Genomic DNA, 13,809 nt, shown 5'->3' on the forward strand with positions numbered 1-13,809 from the left:
GGCTATCCGACGACGTCGAAGTCGGCGCCGAGAGTCTCGAGCTTGGTCAGGAACTTCTCGTAGCCGCGGCGGATGATCCCGATGTTGCGCACCACGGACTCGCCCTCGGCGGCCAGCGCCGCGATGACGTAGCTGTAGCCGCCGCGCAGGTCGGGGACGACGACGTCGGCGCCGTGGAGCGGGGTCGGTCCGTTGATCACGGCCGCCTGCTCGAGTGCTCGGCGCGCGACCCGCCGGTCGGGGGCGTCGATGCCGTGGGGGTGCACCACGATGTCGGCGCCCATCTGATTCAGCGCCTGCGTGAAGCCGAGCCGGTTCTCGTACACCGTCTCGTGGACGACCGATCGGCCTTCGGCCTGCGTGAGTGCGACGATCAAGGGCTGCTGCCAGTCGGTCATGAACCCGGGGTGCACGTCGGTCTCGACGGTCACCGGCTTCAGCGCGCCGTCGCGGCGGAACTGGATGCCGTCCTCTCGGACGTCGAACCATCCGCCGGCCTTGCGGAAAACGTTGAGGAAGGTCAGCATCTCCTGCTGCTTGGCGCCGCCGACGAAGATGTCGCCGTCCGTGGCCAGCGCCGCGCACGCCCATGACGCGGCCTCGTTGCGGTCGAAGATCGCGCGGTGGTCGTAGCCGCGCAGCGACTCGACGCCCTCGATGAGGATGACGCGGTTGGGCTCGTACGAGATGATCGCGCCCATCTTCTGCAGCACTGCGATCAGGTCCATGATCTCGGGCTCGATGGCCGCGCCGCGCAGCTCGGTGGTGCCCTTGGCCCGTACCGCCGTCAGCAGCACCTGCTCGGTGGCGCCCACGCTCGGGTACGGCAGCTCGATGTTCGCGCCGTGCAGCCCGTTGGGGGCCGTGATCCGGATGCCCTCGTAGCTCTTGTCGACGACCGCGCCGAACGCGCGCAGCGCGTCCATGTGGAAGTTGATCGGCCGGTCGCCGATGCGGCAGCCGCCGAGGTCGGGGATGAGCGCCTCGCCGAGGAGGTGCAGGAGCGGCCCGCAGAAGAGGATCGGGATGCGGGATGCCCCGGCATGCGCGTCGATCTCCTCGAAATGCGCCGCGACCGCACCGGACGGGTCGAGGTGCAGCGTGCCCTCCTCCTCGCCGTCCTCGACGCGCACACCATGCACCTCGAGGAGCGAGCGCACCACCTGCACGTCGCTGATGTCGGGGACGTCGCGCAGAGTGCTGGCGGTCTCGCCGAGGAGGGCTGCCACCATCGCCTTCGTCACGAGGTTCTTGGCGCCCTTCACCTCGACGCGGCCCGTCAGGGGGCGTCCGCCTCGGATGGCGAGGATCTCACCGGCCACTTCTTTCACTCCCGACTTGGCATCAGCGTCGACATTGAGAAGCGACTTCATCCGGTGGACCTCACTTGGTGTGCTCGAGGGGCGGCTTGCGGAGACCTTGCGCCCGGGTGGGGCACTCGGTCTTGACTCACGGAACGGGAAGCGTCCGCGGCCGCCACGCCTCGCGGCGAGCCTCGAACTGCGTGATCTTGTCCTGTTCACGCAGCGTCAGCCCGATGTCGTCGAGCCCTTCGAGAAGCCGCCACCTAGTGTAATCGTCGATCTCGAAAGCGAGGTCGAGGCCTGCGACGCTCGCGCGTCGTGCCTCGAGATCGACTGTCATCGAGGTGCCGGGCTGCTCTTCGAGGATGGTCCACACCGCTTCGGCATCGGACTCCGAGATCACTCCCGTGACCAGTCCCTGCTTGCCGGCGTTGCCGCGGAAGATGTCGGCGAACTTGGGGCTGAGCACGACGCGGAAGCCGAAGTCGCGCAGTGCCCAGACGGCGTGCTCGCGACTGGATCCCGTGCCGAAGTCGGGTCCGGCGACGAGGACGCTCGCGCCGGCGTACGCGGGACGGTTCAGCACGAATTCCGGGTCCTGCCGCCAGTTCGCGAACAGCGCGTCCTCGAAGCCGGTCTTGGTGACGCGCTTGAGATAGACGGCCGGGATGATCTGGTCGGTGTCGACGGCGGAGCGCTTCAGCGGCGCGGCGACGCCGGTGTGCGTGATGAACTTCTCCATGTCAGGCCTCCGCCCCGCTCGTCGCGCCCACCGCGGTGGTGACCGGCTCCAGGTCGCTCGGGCTCGAGAGCGTTCCTCGAACCGCGGTCGCCGCGGCCACGAGCGGCGACACCAAGTGCGTGCGGCCGCCCTTGCCCTGGCGGCCTTCGAAGTTGCGGTTGCTCGTGGAGGCGCAGCGCTCCCCCGGTGCGAGCTGGTCGGGGTTCATGCCCAGACACATCGAGCACCCGGCGAAGCGCCATTCCGCTCCGAATTCCTCGAAGACCTTGTCGAGGCCCTCGGCCTCGGCCTCGAGACGAACGCGCGCCGAGCCGGGGACGACCATCACCCGCACGCCGTCAGCCTTCTTGCGGCCTTCGATGACCGATGCGAACGCCCTCAGGTCCTCGATGCGGCTGTTGGTGCACGAGCCCATGAAGACGGCGTCGACCGGTACCGCCTTGAGCGGGGTGCCGGGTTCGAGCGCCATGTACTCCAGAGCGCGCTGAGCGGCGGCGCGGTCGTTCGGGTCCGCGAAGTCGTCGGGCGAGGGCACCACGTCGCTGAGCGAAACGCCCTGCCCGGGGTTGGTCCCCCACGTGACGAAAGGCTCCAGCTCGTTCGCGTCGAGGAACACCTCGGCGTCGTAGACCGCGCCCTCATCGCTGGGCAGCGTGCGCCAGTAGGCGACGGCATCCGCCCAGTCCTGGCCCTGGGGCGCGTGCGGGCGGCCCTCGAGGTACGCGAAGGTCGTCTCATCCGGAGCGACCATGCCGGCGCGGGCGCCGGCCTCGATCGACATGTTGCACATCGTCATGCGGCCCTCCATCGACAGCGCACGGATGGCGCTGCCGCGGAATTCCAGCACGTACCCCTGCCCGCCGTTGGTGCCGATCTTGGCGATGACGGCGAGGATGATGTCCTTCGCCGTCACTCCCGGCTTCAGTTCGCCTTCGACCGTGATCGCCATCGTCTTGAAGGGCTTGAGCGGCAGCGTCTGCGTCGCGAGCACGTGCTCGACCTCGCTGGTGCCGATGCCGAACGCCATGGCGCCGAATGCGCCGTGGGTCGACGTGTGGGAGTCGCCGCAGACCACCGTGATGCCGGGCATCGTCAGCCCCAGCTGCGGGCCGACGACGTGGACGATTCCCTGCTCCTTGTCGCCGAGCGAGTGCAGACGGACGCCGAACTCCTCGGCGTTGCGCCGCAGCGTCTCGATCTGCGTGCGGCTGGTGAGGTCCGCGATGGGCTTGTCGATGTCGAGGGTGGGGGTGTTGTGGTCCTCGGTCGCGATGGTCAGATCGAGACGTCGCACCGGACGCCCCTCCGCGCGAAGGCCGTCGAAGGCCTGCGGGCTCGTGACCTCGTGGACCAGGTGCAGGTCGATGTAGATCAGGTCCGGCTGACCGTTCTCGCCTTTGACGACGACGTGGTCGTCCCAGACCTTCTCCGCGAGCGTGCGCGGGTTATCGGGGATGCTCGGGGTGTTCGAACTGCTCGGTGCGGTGGAAATGCTCATTGCTCTGTCTCCTCGGAAGGGGGCTGCGCCCTCAGGGATGGGCCCGCGACGAACTCCGCGACGAGAGAGGCCTAGAACGAGGTCTCGCCGCGGCCGCTAAGGAGAAGGCGAGCGATCCGCACGTGCCCCAGGCTACCACCCCTCCCCGGGGCGACGACCGTCAGTGCCGGTCGTCGGCGTGCGGCGGCTCGACCGTCGCCGGGGTGCCCTTCTCGTCCGCGACGGCCGCAGCGGCGTCCTCGGGGGACTCCGCACGCTTCTCACGCGCGGACGCGATGAGGCTCGCGACCGTCGCGACCGCCATCGACACCACGATCACGCCGAGCGACATCCACGTGGAGATCTCTGGGGCCCATTCGATGTGCTCGCCGCCGTTGATGAACGCCAGTTCGTTGACGTGCATGGCGTGGAAGACGAGCTTCACGCCGATGAAGGCGAGGATGAACGCGATGCCGTAGTGCAGGTAGCGCAGGCGGTCGAGCAGGTCGCCGAGCAGGAAGTACAGCTGGCGCAGCCCCATCAGGGCGAAGAGGTTCGCGGTGAAGACGATGAACGGACTCGTCGTGATGCCGAAGATCGCGGGGATCGAGTCGATCGCGAACAGCAGGTCGGTCACGCCGATCGCCGCGAAGACGATGATCATCGGCGTCCACATCTTCTTGCCGTCCACGACGGTGCGGATCTTCGCCCCGTCATAGGTCTCGCTGATGTCGATCGTGCGGCGCAGCAGGCGGACCACGAAGTTCTCCTGCTTGACGTCGTCGTCGTGGTCACCGCCGGGGAACGCCTGGCGGATGGCCGTCCACACCAGGAACGCGCCGAAGATGTAGAACACCCAGCTGAACTGCTCGATGATCGCGGCGCCGGCCAGGATGAACAGTCCTCGCAGCACGAGGGCGATGATGATGCCCACCATCAGCACCTCCTGCTGGTACCGCCGCGGGACGGCGAACTGCGTCATGATCAGCACGAAGACGAAGAGGTTGTCGATCGACAGGCTGTACTCGGTCAGCCAGCCGGCGACGAACTGGCCGGCGTACTCGCCGCCGGCGAAGACCCACATCAGGCCGGCGAAGATGAGCGCGAGCGTGACGTAGAAGACGACCCACAGCGTCGACTCCCTGGTCGAGGGGATGTGCGGCCGCTTGAGGATGAGCAGCAGGTCCGCCACCAGGATGAGCGTGAGGATCACGAGGGATCCGATTTCGAACCACAGCGGGAGTTCGAGGTCCATTGAGGGCCTTTCGCGGGGAGATGTACGAGGGGTCGGTCGGTGCCGAAAGTCTCTCCCCGCGGCCCGTGGTCCGGTCCGCGTCGCACACCCGGGGTCTGAATGCCGAGACCCGTGATGACGGATGTGCGCAGTCGGGATACTCCCTCTCGCTCGCATCAGGATACAGGCTCGAGATGCGGCATCCGTCGCTGTTGAGACGTTTCGCTCGATGCGGACACTGACACGGTGAGAGACAATGAGCTCCGCGACGTCGCCTGCCTGGCGCCGGGCGCGGAGCCGGAGGACGGGCATGGCGGACGAGGACTCGCAGGGGGACGGTGCGCTCGTGGCGGCTGCGGCCGGCGGGAGCGAACTGGCCTTCCGCACGCTTTACCGCGCCTATGTGCGGCCGGTGTACTGGCTCGCCCACGGACTCGTCGGCAATCCCGCCGACGCTGAGGAGGTGACGCAGGAGACCTTCCTGGTGGCGTGGCGGAAGCTGCCCGGCCTCGAGCTCGCCGGCGACTCCCTCCTGCCATGGCTGGCGACGGTATGCCGTTACCAGGCCGCGAACCGGGTGCGACGTCAGCGTCGGGACCGCGAGCACCAGGCCGGCGTCGCAGACGAGACCCTGCCCGCGACCGTCGACGTCGAGCAGCAGATCGTCGACGGCGAGCTCGCCGACGCCATCCTGCGCGAAGTGGCAGGGCTCAGCCCGCTGGACCGCGACATCTTCCGGCTGTGCGCCGCGGAGGGCTACGCCTATGAGGCCGCCGCCGCCGAGCTCGGGGTCACGCACGGGGTCGTCCGCAACCGTCTCTCCCGCATCCGCACGCGCCTGCGGACCGTTGTGAAGGAGAGCACATGAACACGCAGCAGCCCGGCGCCCCGGCGCCCCTGCCCGAGTTGAGTGCACAGCGCGTCGACGAGATCGAAGAAGCGCTGTTCGCCGACATCGCCCGCGAGCGGGACGCCGCCACCGCACGCCGTGCCCGCCGCGGGCGGCTCTGGCTGGCCGGCGGCGCCGCCGCGGCCGTCATCGCCGTGGCCGCCATCATCGCGCCGAGCATCGGGCCACTCGTGTCGGGATCCGGTGGCACCGCCGACAACTCGGCGATCGCGCCGGCGGACGAGTTCGGCGGAGCGGAAGGCGGCGTCGCCGACTCCCCCATCGAGATGCAGGCGCCGGACGCATCGACGGAGTCCTCTGACTCCTCGGCGCGTGACAGTTCTCTCGACGACGGCACGGCCGACCGCGACATCATCACGACCGCCTCCGCGTCGGTGACGGTGGACGACGTCGAGGCCGCCGCCAGGGCGATCAGCGACGCCGCGATCGCACGGGGCGGCTACGTCGAGTCGATGAACCTCAGCGCGGACGGCGCACCGTCCTCCGCGGTCGATCCGTCCAGCGGGGTCGTCTACGACACGATGCCGTACCCGTACCCGCAGCCGCCGGGCAACACGTGGATCACGGTGCGCGTGCCGTCAGACCAGCTCACCGGCCTCGTCGACGAGCTCGCCGAGGTCGGCGACGTCACCGCATCCTCCGTGAACCGGCAGGACGTCACCGAGCAGACAGTCGATCTCGCCGCGAGGATCGAGGCGGCGCAGGCATCCGTGGACCGGCTGACGTCGCTCATGGCGCAGGCTGAGAGCGTCGCCGATCTGATCGCCGCGGAGTCGGCGCTCTCGGAGCGCCAGGCATTGCTGGAGTCGTACCAGCAGCAGCTCGAGATGCTCGAGACCCAGGTGGCGATGTCGACCCTGACCGTGACGCTGGCCCCAGAGATCGAAACCGTGACGGCCGACCCGGCGGGATTCGGCGACGGGCTGGTCGCCGGCTGGAACGGGCTGGTCGCGACGCTCAACGGCATCGTGGTGGCGCTCGGGTTCCTTCTGCCCTGGCTCGCCGTCGCCGCCGTCGTGGTGCTCATCGTGTGGGGCATCGTCCGCGCGGTGCGCCGCCGGCGCCGGCGGAGGACGGATGCCGCAGCCCGGCCCGCGGCGGGCTCCCCTCGGCCGGAGGCTCCGGCGGACGCGCCCGAATGATCCGCACGGGGCGCCGTCGATAGTGTGGGAGGGTGCCCCGCAGCAGATTTCCGCAATCGGTCTATGGAACCGGTGAAGAACCGGACGCGCGGTTCAGCCTCGCGAACGAACGGACGTTCCTGGCCTGGAACCGCACCGCTCTCGCGCTGATCGCCGGTGGCGTCGCATTGGAGGCCCTCGGCCTCGACCTGCACCCGGGCCTGCGGCTGACAGCATCCCTCATCCTCATCGCGGCGGGCCTCGTGGTACCGGTGCTCGCGTGGCTCGAATGGGGCCGCACCGAACGGGCCCTGCGCGCAGCATCGCCGCTCCCCGGTTCGGCGACGAGCATCGCCCTGGCCGTCACGATCGTGGCGGTGGGGGCACTCGTGCTCCTCGGCGTGGTGCTGCGGTGACCGAGCGCCGGCTGTTCGATCCGGGGCTGCAGCCCGAGCGCACCGAGCTCGCGTGGCGTCGCACCGCACTCGCGATCGGCGTCGGCTCGCTCATCGCCCTCCGGGTCCTGCCCGCCATCGCCCCGTCCCCCGGTCTGCAGCAGGCGTGGCTCGCGCCGGGAATCGTGGGCGTCGCCTTCGCGATGCTGCTGTGGCTGCGTTCCCGCGCGCGCCACGCCCGGGTGACGCGCGCCCTGCTCGAAGACCGGCCGGAACGGATGCCGGGGGCAGGGCTGATGCTGCTGCTCACGCTCTTCGTCGGTGGCTGCGGCATCCTCTCCGCCGTCGTCGTCCTGCTCCCCTACGCACTCTGATCGGCCACTCCGCCGGAGGAGCGTTTCTCACTCTGCCGGCACGACCAACGACAAAGCGCCCCCGCTCGTGACCGAGCGGGGGCGCATTGTCGTTGGTGACCCCAGCGGGATTCGAACCCGCGTTACCGCCGTGAGAGGGCGGCGTACTAGGCCGCTGTACGATGGGGCCGCACGTCACCGCCGGAGAACCGGCGGATCTGCTGTGCTGCCTGACTGGTGACCCCAGCGGGATTCGAACCCGCGTTACCGCCGTGAGAGGGCGGCGTACTAGGCCGCTATACGATGGGGCCGTTCAGGCAACCGTTCGATTATGCCACGTCGGGGATGACCCCTCCAAATCGGTGCAGCCCGTGTTGCCCGCCGCGCAGCCGGCCTGTTGACTCGACTCATGCGAGTCACCAAGTTCGAACACGCGACCCTCACGCTCGTGAACGCCGGCAAGACCCTCGTGATCGATCCCGGGTCGTTCACCGCTCCCCTGGGCGACGTGAGCGACGTCGTGGGAATCGTCCTCACCCACGAGCATCCCGACCACTGGACCCCGGATCATCTCGACCGGCTGCTCGGAACCTTCCCGGGCACGCCGATCTTCGGTCCCGAGGGGCTCGCGAAGGCCGCGGCGGGATACGAGGTGACCGTCGTCCGACCCGGCGACACGGTCGAGGTCGACCCGTTCCGGCTCGAGTTCTTCGGAGGACGTCACGCGGTCATCCACGAGTCCATCCCGGTCGTCGACAACATCGGCGTCCTCGTCGACGACGCGTTCTACTATCCGGGCGACTCGTACGTCGTGCCGGAAGGCCGCGAGATCGATCTGCTCGCGGCGCCCATCGGCGCACCGTGGCTGAAGATCGGGGAGGCCATGGACTTCGTCCTCGCCGTCGCGCCGCGACGGGCGTTCGGCACCCACGACATGACGCTCTCGGTGGTCGGGCGCGACATGGGCCGCGCGCGGCTGCGATGGGCCACCGAGCAGGGCGGTGGCGAATTCCTGGCGCTCGACCCGGGCGACGCCACCGACGTCTGAGCGATACGGACGACGGATGCCGCAGCGGCTTCGACCAGCGGCATCCGTCGTCTCGTCTCTGCGCCGGCGGTTACTGCGCGTCGAGATCCGTCTCGAGAAGCTCCACGAGTTCGTCGAGGGCCTGCTCGGCACCGTCGCCTTCGGCTTTGAGTGTCACGACCGTACCATGCGAGGCGCCCAGCCCCATGAGGGACAGGATGCTGCCGGCATTGAGATCGGGACCGCCGTCGACGGCGATGGTGACGGGAACGGACTTGGACTGGACGGCCTGGACGAACAGCTTCGCGGGCCGGGCGTGGAGCCCGGAGCTGCTGGCGATGGTGGCCTGACGTTGTGCCATGGTGTGTCTCCTCGTTGTCGGGGTCATCGGGTCCGGGTGGGCGAGGCGGTCACGCCGCCACGGCCAGGCCCGCCTCGGCCTGCTCGAGCTCCTTGCGACCGACCCACTTCTTCAGCGCCACGACAGCGAGCGCGGACACGACGGTACCGGCCGCGAGGGCGATGAGGAAGCCCCAGATGGGGTTGATGGCGAAGAACACGAAGATTCCGCCGTGCGGGGCCAGCGACTGGACCCCGAACACCATCGACAGCGCGCCGGTGACCGCGCCGCCGATCATCGATGCCGGGATGACGCGCAACGGGTCGGCGGCGGCGAACGGAATCGCGCCCTCGCTGATGAACGCGGCGCCCAGCAACCACGCCGCCTTGCCGTTCTCACGCTCGACGGGCGGGAAGAGGTCGCGGGCGAGGACCGTCGAGGCCAGTGCCATCGCCAGCGGCGGGACCATGCCCGCCGTCATGACGGCCGCCATGATCAGGTACGGCGTGGGATTGTCGGTCGACGCGGCAGCCAGGCCCGCGGTCGCGAAGGCGTACGCGACCTTGTTCACCGGGCCGCCGAGGTCGAAGCACATCATGAGGCCGAGGATGACGCCGACGACCACGATGCCCGAGGTGCCCGCGAGCTCGGTCAGCCAGGCGTTGAGACCCTCCATGAGGGTGGCGATCGGGCGGCCGAGGAAGAGCACCATGAGACCCGACGCGACGATCGACGCGAGCAGCGGGATGATCGCGACCGGCATGAGCCCGCGCAGCCAGCGCGGCACCGGCAGGCTGCCGAGCCACCACGCGACGAAGCCGGCCAGCAGACCGCCGATCATGCCCCCGATGAAGCCCGCGTTCATGAGCACGGCCACGGCGCCCGCGACGAAGCCCGGGGCGATGCCCGGCCGGTCCGCGATGGCGAATGCGATGTACCCGGCGAGCGCCGGCACCAGGAAGCCCATCGACGTGGCGCCGATCATGAACGCGACCGAGCCGAGATAGAGCCCGAGCGGCCCCAGGAAGAGATCCTCTCCCCCTTCCGGCAGGTTCCACAGCGCGTTCTGGGTGATGATCGTCGCGGCGTTCTCGGTGACGTCGTAGCCGCCGAGCAGGAAGCCGAGCGCGATGAGCAGGCCGCCACCCGCGACGAAGGGGATCATGTAGCTCACGCCGGTCAGCAGGATCCGCTGGATGCGCGCGCCCCACGACAGCCTCTCGGCCGGGGCCGCCGCGACGGCGCCGGCATCGCCGCCCACACGTGTCGCAGACGGATCCCCCGCGGCGGCGATCGCCTCGGCGATCAGACGGTCGGGCTGCTCGATGCCGCGCTTGACACCCGAGCGCACCACCGGCTTTCCGGCGAACCGCTGCGGCTCGCGCACGTCGACGTCGGTGGCGAAGATGACGGCGTCCGCATTGCGGATGACGTCCGCCGGCAGTGCCTGATAGCCGCTGGAGCCCTGCGGCTCGACGACGACCTCGACACCGGCGTTGCGCCCGGCAGCCGTGAGCGCGTCGGCGGCCATGAACGTGTGGGCGATGCCTGTCGCACAGGCCGTCACGGCGACGATCCGCGCCGGCCGGCCGTCGATGGACAGACCGGATGCCTCGGCTTCTGCGGGCGCCGCCGCCGGGGCCTTGGGAGCGCTCGCGGGGGCGCCTGCCGCAGTGGGCTCGGCCTCGCCGATCGCCTCCCGTACGATCGCCACCGCCGCGTCGGCGTCCCTCGCGGCGCGAAGGCCCGCGGTGAAGTCTGCCTGCATCAGCCTGCGGGCGAGCTTCGAGAGGACGGCGAGATGCGCCTCTGCGGCGTCGGCCGGCGCCGCGATCAGGAAGACGAGGTCGGCCGGTCCGTCGGGAGCACCGAAGTCGACCCCGGGCGCCAGCCGGGCGAAGGCGAGCGACGGCGTCGTCACCGCCGCGCTCTTGGCGTGCGGGATCGCGATGCCGCCCGGCAGGCCCGTCTCGTCCTTCTCCTCGCGTGCCCAGGCGTCGTCGAAGAGCGCTCCGGCGTCGGTGGCTCGTCCCTCCGCCACGACGCGGGTCGCGAGTGCGCGGATGACGGCGGCCTTGTCGTCGCCGAGTGGGGCGTCGAGGCTGACGAGCCCCGGGGCGATGGTGTCGGACACGATGACCTCCTGCGGTCGATGGATGAGACTCAGGCCAGGCGCGTGACGGTCACGTCGCCGCGCGGCAGATCGGTCGGCGTCGGCGCCTGCGTGCCGGGAAGGGATGCCGCGGCCGCGCCGTAGCGGATGGCCTGGCGCAGTCGCTCCGCCGGATCGGCGCCGGCCAGGTGCGCCAGGATGTATCCGGCCAGCGAGCTGTCGCCGGCTCCGACCGTGCTGACGACATCGATCGGCGGCGGCGATGCGGTCCAGGCGCCGCCCGCTTCGACCAGCAGAGCGCCGCGAGAGCCGAGGGTGATCAGTGCGGCTCCGGCGCGGCTCGGCACGATGCCACGTGCGAGCTCGAGGATCGCCGACGCGTCGGCGTCGTCGATATCCGCACCGACCAGCCCCGTCAGCTCGTCGTCGTTCGGCTTGATCAGATCGGGTGCGCCGTCGGCGACCGCCGATGCAAGGACCGGGCCCGCGGCATCGACGGCGATGAGCGGTGCATCACGGTGCGCGCGACGCACCGCGTGGATCACCCGCACGTAGAGATCGTCCGGCACTCCGGGCGGGAGGGACCCCGCGAGCACCAGCCACCGGGTGCTCGCCGTACGCGCGACGACCGCGTTGATGACGGCGGCGATATCGCCGGCCGACAGGCTCGCCCCGGGAAGGTTGAGCTTGGTCGTGACGCCGGCGGGGTCGGTGATGGCGAGGTTGGCACGCACGTGGCCGTGCACCGGTACGCGTTCGGTCTCGAGGGCGCCGGAATCCAGCGCCGCAGCGAACGGGTCGTCGTGCGCGAGGGGCAGCACGGCGATGCACTGCTCGCCGGCCGCGGCGACAGCGCGAGCCACGTTGATGCCCTTGCCGCCGGCATCCTCCCGCGCCGATGTCGCCGCCTGCACCTCTCCGGGCACGAGCGGCGCGGGCAGAGTCACAGTCCGGTCCAGCGACGGGTTGGCGGTGAGCGTCACGATCATGCCAGCCACACCTCCACCTCGGCATCGGCCAGGGCCTCCGCCAGGTCGCGGTCGGGCGCGCTGTCGGTGACGAGCACGTCGATGTCACGCAGTGACGCGAAACCCACCAGCAGCTCGGCACCGAACTTGTCGGCATCGGCGACGACGACCACACGTCGTGCCGACCGCACGATGGCCCGCTTGACGGCCGCTTCGTCGGGATCGGGCGTGCTCAGGCCGAAGCCCGCCGAGACGCCGTTCGTGCCGATGTAGGCGACGTCGGGGCGCAGCGATTCGATCGCGCGCACGGTGTCGGCTCCCACGGCGGCAGCCGTGAGTCCACGTACTCTGCCGCCGATGAGCGACAGGGCGGCTCCGGGTACCGCCGACAGCGTGTTTCCGAGCGAGAGCGCGTGCGTGACGACCTCGATCCGCGCACCCGGCAGCCGCGGGATCAGGGCCGAGGCCACGGCCGCGGTCGTCGTGCCGGCATCGAGGAAGACCGAGCCGCTGAAATCGGCGCCGAGGGCATCCATGGCGCGGCGTCCGATGGCCGCCTTGGCGCTGCCGTGGTGGTGTTCACGCTCCGCGAGCGAGGGCTCGCGGGTGCTTGCGCGCTCGCGGCCGACCGCTCCACCGTGGACGCGGCGCAGCGCCCCCAAGGACTCGAGATGGTCCAGATCGCGACGGATGGTCTCAGTCGTGACGTCGAAGCGCTCGGCGAGCTCGACGACGCCGACCCGGCCTTGCGCGGCCAGGAGGAGTTCGATCTGCTCGTGGCGCTCCGTCGCGTACATGCGGTGACCCTTCGTCGGATTCCCACACATTACAACACATCCCAACATAAACACAAGCCGCTATCGTCGTACGGTGCCCGACAAGCCCTCTGCCGAGATCACGATCGACAGCCCACTCATCCGCCGACTGCTCGCATCGCAGGCGCAGCATGCGGTCCCGGATGCCGCGAGCCTTCCTCTCGAGAAGGTCGCCGAGGGATGGGACAGCGAGGTCTGGCGACTGGGTCACGCGCTGGCCGTACGGCTCCCTCGTCGCGAACTCGCCGCCCCGCTCGTGCGGAACGAGCAGCTCGTGCTGCCGGACATCGCACACCGCCTGCGCCCGCTCGGCGTCGGGGTGCCGGAGCCCGTGGTCGCCGGCACGTCCGGGTCAGGCTTCCCGTGGGCGTGGTCGATCGTCCCGTGGATCGAGGGCGAGCGCGGCCTCGATGTGGCGCGCGACGAGCGCAGTGCGTGGGCGGATCGGATGGCCGGCGCCCTTCGCGCCCTGCACGTCGCCGCGCCAGAAGGATTCCCCGTCAATCCGGTCCGCGGCCGCCCGCTGGCCACGCGTGACGCGGCCGTCACGCAGCGCCTTGACGCGCTCATCGCCGCCGGCACGCTGGACGCCGCCTCCGCCGACGGGCTGCGCGCCATCTGGAAGGCCGGGCTCGGGACGCCCGAATGGGGCCGGCCGCCGGTGTGGATCCATGGCGACCTGCACCCGGGCAACATCGTGGCGCACAGCGGGATGCTCACCGGGATCATCGACTTCGGCGATGTCACCGCCGGCGATCCCGCCTATGACCTCGCCATCGCCTGGCTCGCGTTCAACCCGGAGGGCCGCGCCCGGTTCGTCACGGCGACCGGCTCCGGCTACGACGCCGCCACGTGGCGCCGCGCGCACGCGTGGGCAGCCGCCGTCGCCCTCACGCTCCTGACCCACAGCGACGACAATCCCGACTACTTCCAGTTGGGGCGGGATGCCGCCACCGAAGTGCTCTCTCACGCGCCGAGCTGAAGGATCGACCGCAACGGCGTGGGCACAA

General features: G+C 70.2%; 14 protein-coding genes and 2 tRNA genes. 6 read left to right on the top strand and 10 right to left on the bottom strand.

What is annotated here, in order from left to right; all coding sequences use genetic code 11:
- Window positions 1–2 precede the first annotated feature (2 nt).
- The 4 genes from murA to HF576_RS17800 all read right to left on the bottom strand — a co-directional run bounded on the left by murA (window position 3) and on the right by HF576_RS17800 (window position 4,778).
- Complete coding sequence (gene murA / locus HF576_RS17785) at window positions 3–1,373, bottom strand: UDP-N-acetylglucosamine 1-carboxyvinyltransferase (protein WP_168914168.1); 1,371 nt, start codon at window positions 1,371–1,373, stop codon at window positions 3–5.
- 76 nt (window positions 1,374–1,449) lie between these two features.
- Complete coding sequence (gene leuD / locus HF576_RS17790; protein ID WP_168914169.1) at window positions 1,450–2,046, bottom strand: 3-isopropylmalate dehydratase small subunit; 597 nt, start codon at window positions 2,044–2,046, stop codon at window positions 1,450–1,452.
- Window position 2,047: 1 nt separating this feature from the next.
- A complete protein-coding gene (gene leuC, locus HF576_RS17795; RefSeq protein WP_168914170.1) occupies window positions 2,048–3,544 on the bottom strand; it encodes a 3-isopropylmalate dehydratase large subunit in 1,497 nt (498 codons plus the stop codon).
- Between the two features lie 160 nt (window positions 3,545–3,704).
- Entirely contained in the window at window positions 3,705–4,778 is a 1,074-nt protein-coding gene (locus tag HF576_RS17800) for a TerC family protein (RefSeq protein WP_168914171.1), read from the bottom strand.
- A 289-nt stretch (window positions 4,779–5,067) separates the two neighbouring features.
- On the opposite strand from HF576_RS17800, the gene HF576_RS17805 reads away from it, so the two are divergent.
- The 4 genes from HF576_RS17805 to HF576_RS17820 are packed head-to-tail and all read left to right on the top strand — an operon-like array spanning window position 5,068 to window position 7,557.
- The gene (locus tag HF576_RS17805; RefSeq protein WP_168914172.1) at window positions 5,068–5,625 is read left to right on the top strand and encodes an RNA polymerase sigma factor; all 558 of its coding nucleotides are present in this window, start codon (window positions 5,068–5,070) and stop codon (window positions 5,623–5,625) included.
- Window positions 5,622–6,809, top strand: coding sequence for a DUF4349 domain-containing protein (locus HF576_RS17810; RefSeq protein WP_168914173.1), 1,188 nt, complete (start codon window positions 5,622–5,624; stop codon window positions 6,807–6,809). The genes HF576_RS17805 and HF576_RS17810 overlap by 4 nt, the downstream gene beginning before the upstream one ends.
- Before the next feature lie 32 nt (window positions 6,810–6,841).
- Complete coding sequence (locus HF576_RS17815) at window positions 6,842–7,204, top strand: DUF202 domain-containing protein (protein WP_168914174.1); 363 nt, start codon at window positions 6,842–6,844, stop codon at window positions 7,202–7,204.
- Window positions 7,201–7,557 (top strand): DUF202 domain-containing protein, encoded by a 357-nt coding sequence (locus tag HF576_RS17820; protein ID WP_168914175.1) that lies wholly within the window; start codon window positions 7,201–7,203, stop codon window positions 7,555–7,557. The genes HF576_RS17815 and HF576_RS17820 overlap by 4 nt, the downstream gene beginning before the upstream one ends.
- A gap of 93 nt (window positions 7,558–7,650) precedes the next feature.
- On the opposite strand, the gene HF576_RS17825 is transcribed toward HF576_RS17820, so the two are convergent.
- Both HF576_RS17825 and HF576_RS17830 read right to left on the bottom strand, forming a co-directional pair.
- Window positions 7,651–7,726 (bottom strand) — tRNA-Glu (locus tag HF576_RS17825).
- Between the two features lie 45 nt (window positions 7,727–7,771).
- Window positions 7,772–7,847: transfer RNA gene (locus tag HF576_RS17830), tRNA-Glu, on the bottom strand.
- Between the two features lie 98 nt (window positions 7,848–7,945).
- On the opposite strand from HF576_RS17830, the gene HF576_RS17835 reads away from it, so the two are divergent.
- Window positions 7,946–8,584, top strand: coding sequence for an MBL fold metallo-hydrolase (locus HF576_RS17835; protein WP_168914176.1), 639 nt, complete (start codon window positions 7,946–7,948; stop codon window positions 8,582–8,584).
- A gap of 70 nt (window positions 8,585–8,654) precedes the next feature.
- Here the strand turns inward: HF576_RS17835 and HF576_RS17840 are convergent, their stop codons facing one another.
- The 4 genes from HF576_RS17840 to HF576_RS17855 are packed head-to-tail and all read right to left on the bottom strand — an operon-like array spanning window position 8,655 to window position 12,781.
- On the bottom strand, window positions 8,655–8,924 hold the full coding sequence (locus HF576_RS17840) for an HPr family phosphocarrier protein (RefSeq protein ID WP_168914177.1): 270 nt from the start codon (window positions 8,922–8,924) through the stop codon (window positions 8,655–8,657).
- Between the two features lie 49 nt (window positions 8,925–8,973).
- Window positions 8,974–11,037, bottom strand: a complete 2,064-nt coding sequence (locus tag HF576_RS17845) for a fructose-specific PTS transporter subunit EIIC (protein WP_168914178.1) — start codon at window positions 11,035–11,037, stop codon at window positions 8,974–8,976.
- A 29-nt stretch (window positions 11,038–11,066) separates the two neighbouring features.
- A complete protein-coding gene (locus HF576_RS17850; RefSeq protein WP_168914179.1) occupies window positions 11,067–12,005 on the bottom strand; it encodes a 1-phosphofructokinase in 939 nt (312 codons plus the stop codon).
- Window positions 12,002–12,781, bottom strand: coding sequence for a DeoR/GlpR family DNA-binding transcription regulator (locus HF576_RS17855; RefSeq protein WP_168914180.1), 780 nt, complete (start codon window positions 12,779–12,781; stop codon window positions 12,002–12,004). The genes HF576_RS17850 and HF576_RS17855 overlap by 4 nt, the downstream gene beginning before the upstream one ends.
- A gap of 73 nt (window positions 12,782–12,854) precedes the next feature.
- Here HF576_RS17855 and HF576_RS17860 point away from each other — a divergent pair, with 73 nt between their 5' ends.
- Window positions 12,855–13,781 carry a phosphotransferase gene (locus HF576_RS17860; protein ID WP_168914181.1) on the top strand — a complete coding sequence of 309 codons (927 nt, stop codon included), beginning with the start codon at window positions 12,855–12,857 and terminating at the stop codon, window positions 13,779–13,781.
- Window positions 13,782–13,809: the final 28 nt, after the last annotated feature.

Source organism: Microbacterium salsuginis (assembly GCF_012524205.1).
GTDB classification, from domain to species: domain Bacteria; phylum Actinomycetota; class Actinomycetes; order Actinomycetales; family Microbacteriaceae; genus Microbacterium; species Microbacterium salsuginis.

Excerpts from the sequence above, each read along its gene's own strand:
- murA (WP_168914168.1), bottom strand. The coding sequence starts at position 1,373 with ATGAAGTCGCTTCTCAATGTCGACGCTGATGCCAAGTCGGGAGTGAAA.
- leuD (WP_168914169.1), bottom strand. The coding sequence starts at position 2,046 with ATGGAGAAGTTCATCACGCACACCGGCGTCGCCGCGCCGCTGAAGCGC.
- leuC (WP_168914170.1), bottom strand. The coding sequence starts at position 3,544 with ATGAGCATTTCCACCGCACCGAGCAGTTCGAACACCCCGAGCATCCCC.
- HF576_RS17800 (WP_168914171.1), bottom strand. The coding sequence starts at position 4,778 with ATGGACCTCGAACTCCCGCTGTGGTTCGAAATCGGATCCCTCGTGATC.
- HF576_RS17805 (WP_168914172.1), top strand. The coding sequence starts at position 5,068 with ATGGCGGACGAGGACTCGCAGGGGGACGGTGCGCTCGTGGCGGCTGCG.
- HF576_RS17810 (WP_168914173.1), top strand. The coding sequence starts at position 5,622 with ATGAACACGCAGCAGCCCGGCGCCCCGGCGCCCCTGCCCGAGTTGAGT.
- HF576_RS17835 (WP_168914176.1), top strand. The coding sequence starts at position 7,946 with ATGCGAGTCACCAAGTTCGAACACGCGACCCTCACGCTCGTGAACGCC.
- HF576_RS17840 (WP_168914177.1), bottom strand. The coding sequence starts at position 8,924 with ATGGCACAACGTCAGGCCACCATCGCCAGCAGCTCCGGGCTCCACGCC.
- HF576_RS17850 (WP_168914179.1), bottom strand. The coding sequence starts at position 12,005 with ATGATCGTGACGCTCACCGCCAACCCGTCGCTGGACCGGACTGTGACT.
- HF576_RS17855 (WP_168914180.1), bottom strand. The coding sequence starts at position 12,781 with ATGTACGCGACGGAGCGCCACGAGCAGATCGAACTCCTCCTGGCCGCG.